Here is a 10,094-nt window from a genome sequence, read left to right as displayed (position 1 = left end):
ACTGCGCCCCAGATCCAGCCCTCTCTGAAGAATCCGCCAGCAGGATGAGCCCGAGCTGGGTCTTGCCGTCGGCGAGGCTGTCGAGCACGCGTCGATGTTGATGTCGACCGCCAGGCCGTAGGCATGGGCCGAGGCCGCGCTCTGCGCCCCCCGGATACGGCGCACGCAGAGCGAGCCGGCGGTCTTGATGCGGTCGTAGAGCTCGGGCTCGAAGACCTGCACATTGGCAAACACCTGCCGGATCGAGACCAGCGCCGGGCGCACCAGCGTCGCCCGGATCGGGCCGACATCTTCGGTCGAGAGCAGGTCGCGCAGCCTGGGATTGGTGGCGGACTGGCAATTGTCCGTCAGATCCGGGCGCGGAAGGCCGATCAGCTCGCGCAGGAACGAGGGCGTGGCATGGCTGAGCCCGTCATTGGCCGAGCGCCGGTCGGCGATCAGCACCACCTGCGCGAAGGCATCCTTGAGCGAATCCGTGGCTTCGGGACTCTCTGCCCGTGGCTCGAGCGGACGCGCCACGCTGGCGAGGTTCAGCGAGGTGCGGCTGTCGAGCGCATCGACCCGCTGGCTCAGCCGAGCGAGCTGATCCGACAGGAACGCCACCTCTTCCTCGAGCGCCGCTGGCGCGGCCTCGGCAGTGGCTGGGGCCGGCTCACGGGGCGCATCGGGCTCGGGCGCGGGGATCAGGGTCTGGGCATAGCGCCATGAGAACGGCGCGGCGGCTATGGCGAGGGCGATCAGCAGGGCACCGAAGAAGCGCATGGGGCGAACCTCTCTGAGACAGGGGACGGGTGATGCCCGTAGGTGCCCGGTGTGGCGCGAAAGGTTCAGCGCAGGCCGGTCGGACGGCCGAAAGGCTTGGTCGCGGCCTAGATGTCGTGTTCCTTCAGGAACTCGCGGATCGCCTCCATGCAGGTCTGCCAGGCCGGCTCATAGCCCACCAGCACGTGGTTGCGGCTGTCGAGCGGCACGAATTGCGCTCCGGGGATCGCCCGCGCGATGTAGCGCCCGTCGCTCACCGGGATGCGCTGGTCTCCGGTCGAGTGCAGCACCAGCGTGGGGGCCTTCACGTCGCCCAGCCGGTGACGCACGTCGATATCGCCGAACGCATCCTGGAAGCGGGCGGCGTTCTCGGGCGAGGTGGTGAGGCGCTGGAATTCGTCGAACCATGCCAGTTCGTCGGGCGAGACGCCGGGCATGAAGGTCTGCGAAAAGATGTGCCGGTAGGCCGGGTTGTCGGTGCCCCAGCCAACCCGTGTCAGATCGCGCACCGCCTCGCGCCGGGCCTTCTCGTCGTCGGTGGTGGTGTGGCGCCAGCCGGCAGCATAGCCGCCGAAGAGGATCAGCCCCGAGACCCGCTCGGGGTGGCGTGCGGCGTATTCGATCGACACCGCCGCGCCCTGCGAGATGCCCAGCAAGGGGAAGCGCTCGAGTTCCAGCCGGTCGGCAACCGCCTCGAGATCCTCCACGAAGGCGTCGAAGCTGAGGTCGTCGGTATCCCAGTCCGACAGGCCGCAGCCGCGCTCGTCATAGCGGATGAAGCTGCGCTCGTGCGCGATGTCGGCAAAGCACTCGCCCCAGATCGGGCTGGTCCAGTCGAACTCCAGATGCGTCAGCCAGTTCGCCGCCTTCAGGAACGGCAGGCCGCTGCCCACGGTGGCATAGGCGATGGTGGTGCCATCGGCCACGTCGCAAAAGCCGATCTTCTGCGCCCGAAGACCGCTCGCGATGCGCGGCGGCTGTCCGGACTGCGGAACGGTTTCGCGCTGGGGGGCCGGGTCAGGCGTTTCGCGCGCGGCCGAAGGATTGGCGGCGTGCCAGAGACGGCGCCATTTCTCGGCAATGGCGGGCGGGTTGGCGGGATGGCTGGCAAGGTGGCGCAGAACCTCGATGCGCAAACCCTCGGCATCGGCGCGCTCGGCGCTGAGCCAGTCGGCAAAAGCCTCTCCCCCGGCCCCGTCGAGCCCGTCGAGCAGGACCTCGTCGAGACGACGGGCCATGGCCTCGAGCGCGTCGAGCGGCAGCGCGTCGAGACCGGACGCGACGTCCTCTCGCATGGCGCGGATGTCGAGCCGCAGCCCTTCGGTATCGACCGCGACACGTTCCCGGTCGGCCACGATGCGCGGCCGGTCGGGATCGTCGATCACCTTGCGCAGCTTGGTCAGCGACCAGCGCAGCGCGGCACGAGGGTCGTCGGGCAGATCCCAGAACAGCTCGCAAAGACGCTCGCGCCGGTGCGGCCGGCCTGTGGCGATCAGAAAGGCCAGAAGCGCCCGCGCCTTGCGCGACGCCGGCAGAGGCAACTCTTCTCCGGCACGAAACACGCGAAGCTCCCCCAGCAGCGAGATGCTGAGCGCCTCTCCGGACTCTTCCGCGTAGTGCTGCACCCTCAAGACCCCGCCGAGACATGCCGATAATAGAGCGAATTTATCAGGTATTCTGGGCGATCTATACGGCGAAATGTCAAGACCTGCCAGAGAGGATACCGCCAAAAGGCGCTACCGCGATGATTGTTTTTTAGGCGTAGCGGATGACGATTTCTGACTCGCCTGCGCTTGTCTTGGGCGGGGCGCTGCCTTTTTTTGCGAGTCGATGGCAGCGAGACAGGCAAAAGGCCCGCCCGACCGTCAGGTCGCGCGGGCCTTGTTCCGGTCCGGCAAAGGCTGCGGTCAGGCGCGGCTCGGCGGAAACGAGACGACGTTCAGCGGATACGGATCGCTTTCGATCTCGGCCAGATCAGTCACCGTGTCGCGCGTCAGGACCCCCGCTCCGAGCACAAGCGCGATGAACGGTGTCGCAATCAGAAGGCCGATTCCGAGGCCGACGATAAAAAGCATCATGTTGAGTTCCTCCCTGAGAGGAACGGTAACACGGATTTGTCGTGACACAATGCCGCATCTTTCCGGTTCGGCTTGCAAATTTCGATTTCGCATTCTTGCTGCGTCGCAGCAAAAATCCCGGCCCCGAAAGCTGCGGAACCGGGATGCAAATGCTCATGAAACAGGCTGCGGAGCGCGCTGTCAGCCGACGATCAGTTGCTTGAGCTTGAGGGCTTCGTATTCCAGCGCGGTCAGACGGTAATTCACCACGTCGCCGATCGAGATCAGGCCGACCAGCGTGCCCTCTTCCATCACCGGCATGTGGCGGAACCGGCCATCATTCATGCGCCGCAGCACCACCACGAGCGATTCGTCGGGGCTGCAGGTCTCGACCTCGGGGGTCATCAGCTCTTCAACCCGCTGCGGCAGGGTGCGGCCCGGCGTATCGGCGAGGCGGCGCACGATATCGCGCTCCGACAGGATCCCGACCAGCGCGCCCTGCGGGTCCTTCACGAGAATCGCGCCGATGCGCTTGTCACGCAGGACTTCGACAGCCTTGCCGATGGTCTCCTGCGGCTGGATCCAGACCACCTCGTCGCCCTTGTCGTCGAGCACGTGGCGCACCGTCGCCTCTGCGGCGGACAGGTTCGTGTCCACGGTCTGGCTCATGGTCCGTTCTTGATCGTCGTCGCCGACGGTGTGGGGTTGGTATGATGCAGGCATGGCGTGACCTCCCTTGATCCTGTTTCAGGTTAGTGCAATCAGCTGATCTGTAAACGCGCTTGTTTCAGAGAGGTTGCAGATTGCCCGAGCTCACGCTCACGCCCGCCAGCGCCACAGCACTGTTCGTGATCGCCTGTCTCGCGGGCTATCGCTACCGGACGGTCTGGAAAACCGAAGGCCCGCGCTGGCAGCTCTGGCTTTTCGGAACCGTGGCTGCGGTGCTGCTTCTGGCGCTCGGGCTGCTGCCGATGTCGGAGGGCTGAGGTCTCGCAGGCCCCCTGACGAGGCTTCGCGCAAGACCAGGTGTCGCCGGTCTGCGGGGCACGCGAGCTCCGGCTATAAAAAAACCCTCGCAGCAGCGTGCGAGGGCATCCGATGGTCCCGTAGGCTCCGATGGTTCCGGAGGCCCTGTGCAGTCGTCCTGAAGACTCAGGCCCGCTCGCGCTCCATCTCTTCGAGCATCTTGCGCGCCTTGGGGCAGTGCAGCCGGTCGCGCAGCGGGCTGTCGGGGTCGATCTCCTGCTTGCAGACCACGCAGTGATCCGCGTCGGCAATCGCGTTCAGGCCGCCGCAGCTCCCCTTGATGGTGCGTCCGTTGAGGATGACACCGAGCGCCATGCCCAGCATGACGATCATCAGGAGACCAAAGGCGAGAAGGAACGTCGACACGTCGGACCGACCCTTTCTTGTATCAAAGGCGCCAATATCAGCGCCAAGGCGGCGGCCCGGAGGCCGCCTTCAGGCTCAGGCCTGCAGCGCCTCGAAGCGCGTGCTGGCCGTGGTGGTGAAGCCCTTGTCGCCCGCCTTGCCCGCACGATCAACGAAGAGAACCGCCATCTCACGATCATTTGCGATCTCGAGGCCGCGCTCGGTGCCCAGCACCAGCAGCGCCGTGGCCCAGGCATCGGCCAGCATGGCGTTCTCGGTCAGCACGGTCACCGAGGCGGTGGCGTGGGTGACCGGGCGGCCGGTGGTGGCATCGATGATGTGCGAGTAGCGCTTGCCATCCTTCTCGAAGAAGTTGCGGTAGTCGCCCGAGGTCGCCATGCCGTGATCCGACAGGCCCACGACCTTCATCACGCCGCGATCGAAGGCTTCCGGCGACTCGATGCCGATCTGCCAGGGCTGGCCATCGGGGTTCTTGCCGGCGGTGTAGAGATCGCCACCGATTTCGACCATGTAGTCAGTGAGACCGAAATCCTTGAGCGCGCTGGCGACCTGGTCGACGCCGAAGCCCTTGCCAATGGCCGAAAGATAGACCTCGGCCTCGGGGCGCAGCTTCTGCAGCGCGCCGTTGCCGACGCGGATCGACTCGCTCTGACCGCAGCAGGCCAGCGCATCGGCGATCTCGTGCGCGCCGGGCTCGTCGTTGCGGGTGCCGTTGGCGCCGAAACCCCAGAGATCGATCAGCGGGCCGACGGTGACGTCGAAGCGGCCATCGCTGGCAGCGTTCACGTCCTGTGCGGCCTGCATCACGTGGGCCAGCTCGTGCGAGACGCCGAAGCTGTCGGTCGAGCCGGTGGCGTTGAAGCGCGAGATCTCGGAGCCGCTATCCCAGTTGGACATCTGGGTGTTCACCGTGGCAAGTTTCGCCTCGACGGCAGCCTTTAGCTCGGCCTTGTCGATCTGGCGCGAATGATCGACCGCCACGATGGAATAGCTGGTTCCCATGGTCAGCCCGGTCAGTTCGAGGATCGACCATCCCTTCTTGCAGGCTGCCAGGGCGAGAGGCATTGCAAGGAGGCTACGGCGAGAAAGGAGGAGGGGCTTGGTCACGGGGATATCTCCGCTGAAGGCTGCTTCATGTACGACGATGAGATGATGGGCTTCTGAGCGAGTTTCCGGGGCAGTTCAACAATAAATTGGAGAATCGCCTCTGAAGAACTTCCAAAATCCGACACGGGAGCGCATAAGACCGGCAAAAATGGACAGGACGAAACAACGTGCAGCGATATACGTTAAAGAAAGGTCTGGATGTCCCGGTACTGGGGGCACCCGAAGGGGGGATCCAAGACGCCCCCACGGTCCGAACAGTCGCCATCCTCGGAGACGATTACATCGGTCTGAAGCCGCGACTGGCGGTCCAGGAAGGCGATCTCGTGGCCGCCGGTGCGCCCATTCTGGCGCATAAGGACACGCCCACGGTTCAGGTCACCTCCCCGGTTTCCGGACGAATCAAGGCGATCAACCGCGGCGCTCGCCGCAAGCTGGTCAGCGTCGAGATCGAGATCGACCAGAGCGCCGCCGAACCGGTGGATTTCTCCGGTGTCGGCGATCCGCACACGCCCGATGGCGTGGTGGAGCGGCTTTGCGCCGCCGGTCTCTGGACCTCGTTCCGCACCCGTCCCTATTCCAAGGTCCCCGACCCCGAGACCCGTCCGGCGGCGATCTACGTCACCGCGATGGACAGCGAGCCGCTGAGCGGCGACGCGGCAGCGATCATCGCCGAGGAGACCAAGGCCTTCACCCACGGCCTGCAGGCGATGACCCTGCTGACCGAGGGACATGTCTACCTGTGCCAGGACGCCGATAGCGACGTTCCGGGCGGCGGCATGCCGGGCGTCTACGTCGCGGGCTTCTCCGGGCCGCACCCGGCGGGCCTTGCCGGCACGCACATGCACTTCCTCGAGCCGCCCTCGGCCAGCAAGACGGTCTGGAGCATCGGCTACCACGACGTCATCGCGATCGGGAAACTGCTCGACACCGGCACGCTCGACATGTCACGCACCATCGCGCTCTCGGGCCCGCTCTGCCGCAAGCCGCGTCTGGTGCGCACCATCGCCGGCGCCTCGATGGCCGATCTCTGCCATGACGACCTGCAGACCAAGCTGCCGGTGCGGGTGATCTCGGGCTCGATCCTGAGCGGCCGCATGGGCGACGGCCCGACCTGCTATCTCGGCCGCTACGCGCGCCAGATCACGCTGATCAAGGAAGACCGCGAGCAGAACACGCTCGGCTGGATCCTTCCGATGCCGTCCAAGTATGCCTACCAGCCGGTTCTGGGTTCTGCCTTCAGCCAGAAGCTCTACGCGCTGACCTCGAATCTCAACGGGGGCCGCCGTGCCATGGTGCCGCTGGGCACCTTCGAAGAACTGATGCCGCAGGACTTCCTGCCGACGCAGTTGCTGCGCGCGCTGCTGGTGATGGACACCGACACGGCACAGGCGCTCGGGGCGATGGAGCTGGACGAGGAAGACCTCGCGCTCTGCGGCTTCGCCTGCCCGGCCAAGTATGAATATGGCCTCGCCCTGCGCGACAGCCTCACCAAGATCGAGAAGGAGGGGTAAGGCCGTGGGTCTTCGCAATCTCTTCGACCGGATCGAGCCGGCCTTCCACAAGGGCGGCAGGTTCGAGAAATACTACTCCATCTACGAGATGGTGGAGAGTCTCGTCTACACGCCCAAGACGGTGACCACCGTCGCGCCTCATGCCCGCTCCTACATCGATATGAAGCGGATCATGACCTACGTGGTGCTGGCGACGATTCCGTGCATCCTGTTCGGCCTCTACAACACCGGCCTGCAGACCAACCTCGCGATCGCCGAGTATGGCGCTTCGGGCTGGCGTGCCTGGATCATCGAGACGCTGGGGATCGGCTTCAACCCGGCGAACCCGCTGGCCAACATGCTGCACGGGCTGTTGTATTTCCTGCCGATCTACATCGTCACGCTGGTTGCGGGGGGCATCTTCGAGGTGGTCTTCGCGGTGGTGCGCGGCCACGAGGTGAACGAAGGCTTCCTCGTCAGCTCGATGCTCTACACCCTGATCCTGCCGGCCTCGACGCCGCTGTGGCAGGTCGCGCTTGGCATCATCTTCGGCGTGGTGATCGGCAAGGAAGTGTTCGGCGGCACCGGCAAGAACTTCCTCAACCCCGCACTGGTGGGCCGTGCCTTCCTATACTTCGCCTACCCGGCGCAGATGTCGGGCGACACGGTCTGGACGCCGGTCGACGGTTTCTCGGGCGCCACCGCGCTCTCGGTCAGCGCCAGCGACGGCTTTGCCGCCCTGCCCGAGCGCGGCATCACCTGGATGGACGCCTTCATCGGCACGATCCAGGGCTGCCTCGGCGAGACCTCGACCATCGCCTGCCTGATCGGCCTCGCCTTCCTGCTGGTGACCAAGATCGCCAACTGGCGTCTCGTCGCCGGCTGTCTGCTCGGCATGATCGCGTTCTCGACGCTGCTCAACCTCATCGGCTCCGACAGCAACCCGATGTTCGCGATGCCGTGGTACTGGCACCTCGTGGTCGGCGGCTACGCCTTCGGCCTCGTCTTCATGGTGACCGAGCCGGTCTCGGCCAGCCACACCAATGCCGGGCGCTGGATCTACGGCGCGCTGATCGGTTTCATGGTGGTGATGATCCGTGTCGTGAACCCGGCCTTCCCGGAAGGCATGATGCTCGCGATCCTTTTCGGCAACGTCTTTGCGCCGCTGATCGACTACTTCGTCGTTCAGGCCAACATCAAACGGAGGGCCAAGCGCAATGCCTGACGCGAATGAGAAAAAAGGCCTCATCCGTCGTTTCCTCGACATGCCCAATGACTCGGTCCCGAAGACCGTGTTCGTTGCGGTGACGCTCTGCCTCGTGGCCTCGATGGTAGTGTCGGCGGCAGCGGTGTCGCTGCGCCCGGTGCAGCAGGCCAACGCGCTGCGTGACAAGCAGTCGAACGTGCTTCAGGTGGCCGGCGTCTACGACCCGAACGTGAGCGTCGCCGAAGCTTTCGAGGCGATGGAACCGCACGTCGTCGACCTGTCGACCGGCGAGTCTACCGACCAGTTCGAGATCGACACGTTCGACGAGCTGGCCGCCACCGGCGACCCGGCGATCATCCGCGCGCTCGACGAGGACCCGGCGGGTCTCGGCGGCTCGATGCAGGCCTATCGCATGGTCTATATCCTGCGCACCGAGGACGGCGGCATCGACAAGGTGATCCTGCCGATCGAGGGCTACGGCCTGTGGTCGACGCTTTACGGCTTCATCGCGCTGGAAGAGAACGGCAATGACATCTTCGGCCTGCAGTTCTACCAGCACGGCGAGACCCCGGGCCTCGGCGCCGAGGTCGACAACCCGCGCTGGAAGGCCCTGTGGAACGGCAAGAAGCTGCGCGACGACGATGGCGATCTGCAGATCACTGTCGCCAAGGCGCCGCCCCCGGCCGGCCAGGAATTCTACATCGACGCGCTGGCGGGGGCGACCCTGACCTCGCGCGGGGTTCACAACCTTGTCCGCTTCTGGATGGGTGAGCAGGGCTACGGCCCGTTCCTCGAGCGGCTTAAGGCAGGAGACATCTGATGGCTCAGACACGCAAATCGCAACTTGTCGATCCGCTGATCGACAACAACCCGATCACGCTGCAGGTCCTGGGCATCTGCTCGGCCCTCGCGGTGACCTCGTCGCTGAGCGTGGCTTTCGTGATGGCCATCGCGGTGACTCTGGTGACGGGTTTCTCGTCGCTGTTCATCTCGATGCTGCGCAACCAGATCCCGAGCTCGATCCGGATCATCGTGCAGATGGTGATCATCGCCAGCCTCGTGATCCTCGTCGACCAGGTGCTCAAGGCCTATGCCTACGAGATCTCCAAGACCCTGTCGGTCTTTGTCGGCTTGATCATCACCAACTGCATCGTGATGGGCCGCGCCGAGGCCTTCGCCATGAGCAACCCGCCGGTGGCAAGCTTCATCGACGGCGTCGGCAACGGGCTGGGCTACGGCCTGATCCTGATGCTCGTGGGCTTCATCCGCGAGCTCTTCGGGGCCGGCTCGCTGTTCGGCATCACCATCTTCGAAACCGTCAACAACGGCGGCTGGTACGTGCCCAACGGCATGCTGCTGCTGCCCCCCTCGGCGTTCTTCATCATCGGCCTTCTGATCTGGGCGATCCGCTCGTGGAAGCCGATGCAGGTCGAAGAGCGTGAATTCAAGATCCAGACCGTGGAGGCGCACTGATGGAAGGTCTCGTCTCTCTCGCCGTAAAGGCGATCTTCGTCGAGAACCTGGCGCTGTCCTTCTTCCTCGGCATGTGTACCTTCATCGCCGTGTCGAAGAAGATCTCGACCGCGATGGGTCTCGGCATCTCGGTGATGATCGTGCAGACCATCACCGTGCCCGCCAACAACCTGATCCTGAACTACCTGCTGGCGCCCGGTGCGCTGGCCTGGGCAGGTTTCCCGGACGTGGACCTCACCTTCCTCGGCCTGATCTCCTATATCGGGGTCATCGCCGCGCTGGTGCAGATCCTCGAGATGTGCTCGATAAGTATTTCCCGCCGCTCTACAACGCGCTGGGTGTGTCCTGCCGCTGATCACGGTGAACTGCGCCATCTTGGGCGGCTCGCTGTTCATGGTGGAGCGCGCTACGACTTCCCCGAGGCCCTGACATACGGCGCCTCGTCGGGCTTCGGCTGGGCGCTGGCGATCACCGCCATGGCCGGTGTGCGCGAGAAGCTGAAATACTCCGACATCCCGGACGGCCTTCAGGGGCTTGGCATCACCTTCATCTCCGCAGGACTGATGGCACTGGCCTTCATGTCCTTCAGCGGCGTGAATCTCTGAG

The 10,094-nt window shown here is 64.9% G+C and carries 12 protein-coding genes; 6 read left to right on the top strand and 6 right to left on the bottom strand.

All coding sequences use genetic code 11. The features are described 5' to 3' along the window. The 4 genes from R2601_RS08175 to R2601_RS08165 all read right to left on the bottom strand — a co-directional run. A partial coding sequence (locus R2601_RS08175; protein WP_007796390.1) for a M15 family metallopeptidase domain-containing protein occupies positions 1–762 on the bottom strand: 762 nt, incomplete at its 3' end. A gap of 107 nt (positions 763–869) precedes the next feature. Next, positions 870–2,387 (bottom strand): bifunctional AfsR/SARP family transcriptional regulator/alpha/beta hydrolase, encoded by a 1,518-nt coding sequence (locus tag R2601_RS08170; protein ID WP_254656044.1) that lies wholly within the window; start codon positions 2,385–2,387, stop codon positions 870–872. Between the two features lie 282 nt (positions 2,388–2,669). Then, on the bottom strand, positions 2,670–2,837 hold the full coding sequence (locus R2601_RS26770; RefSeq protein WP_154657516.1) for a hypothetical protein: 168 nt from the start codon (positions 2,835–2,837) through the stop codon (positions 2,670–2,672). A gap of 183 nt (positions 2,838–3,020) precedes the next feature. Beyond that, the gene (locus R2601_RS08165; RefSeq protein ID WP_007796384.1) at positions 3,021–3,542 is read right to left on the bottom strand and encodes a CBS domain-containing protein; all 522 of its coding nucleotides are present in this window, start codon (positions 3,540–3,542) and stop codon (positions 3,021–3,023) included. Between the two features lie 80 nt (positions 3,543–3,622). Here R2601_RS08165 and R2601_RS08160 point away from each other — a divergent pair, with 80 nt between their 5' ends. After that, the gene (locus R2601_RS08160; RefSeq protein WP_007796380.1) at positions 3,623–3,805 is read left to right on the top strand and encodes a hypothetical protein; all 183 of its coding nucleotides are present in this window, start codon (positions 3,623–3,625) and stop codon (positions 3,803–3,805) included. Positions 3,806–3,971: 166 nt separating this feature from the next. Here the strand turns inward: R2601_RS08160 and nqrM are convergent, their stop codons facing one another. Together nqrM and R2601_RS08150 are read right to left on the bottom strand one after the other, a co-directional pair. After that, the gene (gene nqrM / locus R2601_RS08155; RefSeq protein ID WP_007796378.1) at positions 3,972–4,211 is read right to left on the bottom strand and encodes a (Na+)-NQR maturation NqrM; all 240 of its coding nucleotides are present in this window, start codon (positions 4,209–4,211) and stop codon (positions 3,972–3,974) included. Between the two features lie 75 nt (positions 4,212–4,286). Then, complete coding sequence (locus R2601_RS08150) at positions 4,287–5,276, bottom strand: FAD:protein FMN transferase (protein WP_007796375.1); 990 nt, start codon at positions 5,274–5,276, stop codon at positions 4,287–4,289. A 209-nt stretch (positions 5,277–5,485) separates the two neighbouring features. Between R2601_RS08150 and R2601_RS08145 the strand changes: the two genes are divergently transcribed. Genes R2601_RS08145 through R2601_RS08125 form a run of 5 tightly spaced genes read left to right on the top strand, consistent with a single transcriptional unit; the run spans position 5,486 to position 10,093 of the window. Next, on the top strand, positions 5,486–6,829 hold the full coding sequence (locus tag R2601_RS08145; RefSeq protein WP_040544505.1) for a Na(+)-translocating NADH-quinone reductase subunit A: 1,344 nt from the start codon (positions 5,486–5,488) through the stop codon (positions 6,827–6,829). 4 nt (positions 6,830–6,833) lie between these two features. Continuing rightward, positions 6,834–8,033, top strand: coding sequence for an NADH:ubiquinone reductase (Na(+)-transporting) subunit B (locus tag R2601_RS08140; protein ID WP_007796369.1), 1,200 nt, complete (start codon positions 6,834–6,836; stop codon positions 8,031–8,033). Continuing rightward, complete coding sequence (locus tag R2601_RS08135) at positions 8,026–8,835, top strand: Na(+)-translocating NADH-quinone reductase subunit C (protein ID WP_007796363.1); 810 nt, start codon at positions 8,026–8,028, stop codon at positions 8,833–8,835. The genes R2601_RS08140 and R2601_RS08135 overlap by 8 nt, the downstream gene beginning before the upstream one ends. After that, entirely contained in the window at positions 8,835–9,488 is a 654-nt protein-coding gene (locus R2601_RS08130) for an NADH:ubiquinone reductase (Na(+)-transporting) subunit D (RefSeq protein ID WP_007796354.1), read from the top strand. Before R2601_RS08135 ends, R2601_RS08130 begins: the two co-directional genes overlap by 1 nt. Next, positions 9,488–10,093, top strand: a complete 606-nt coding sequence (locus R2601_RS08125) for an NADH:ubiquinone reductase (Na(+)-transporting) subunit E (protein ID WP_007796352.1) — start codon at positions 9,488–9,490, stop codon at positions 10,091–10,093. The genes R2601_RS08130 and R2601_RS08125 overlap by 1 nt, the downstream gene beginning before the upstream one ends. The last annotated feature ends 1 nt before the right edge of the window (position 10,094 follow it).

This window comes from Salipiger bermudensis HTCC2601 (assembly GCF_000153725.1).
Taxonomy (GTDB): Bacteria; Pseudomonadota; Alphaproteobacteria; order Rhodobacterales; family Rhodobacteraceae; genus Salipiger; species Salipiger bermudensis.
Note: the sequence above shows the minus strand (reverse complement) of the source record. Positions and strands in the feature narration are given on the sequence as shown.

Coding starts and splice junctions, on each gene's coding strand:
- R2601_RS26770 (WP_154657516.1), bottom strand. CDS start 2,837: ATGCTTTTTATCGTCGGCCTCGGAATCGGCCTTCTGATTGCGACACCG.
- R2601_RS08165 (WP_007796384.1), bottom strand. CDS start 3,542: ATGCCTGCATCATACCAACCCCACACCGTCGGCGACGACGATCAAGAA.
- R2601_RS08150 (WP_007796375.1), bottom strand. CDS start 5,276: ATGCCTCTCGCCCTGGCAGCCTGCAAGAAGGGATGGTCGATCCTCGAA.
- R2601_RS08135 (WP_007796363.1), top strand. CDS start 8,026: ATGCCTGACGCGAATGAGAAAAAAGGCCTCATCCGTCGTTTCCTCGAC.
- R2601_RS08130 (WP_007796354.1), top strand. CDS start 8,835: ATGGCTCAGACACGCAAATCGCAACTTGTCGATCCGCTGATCGACAAC.
- R2601_RS08125 (WP_007796352.1), top strand. CDS start 9,488: ATGGAAGGTCTCGTCTCTCTCGCCGTAAAGGCGATCTTCGTCGAGAAC.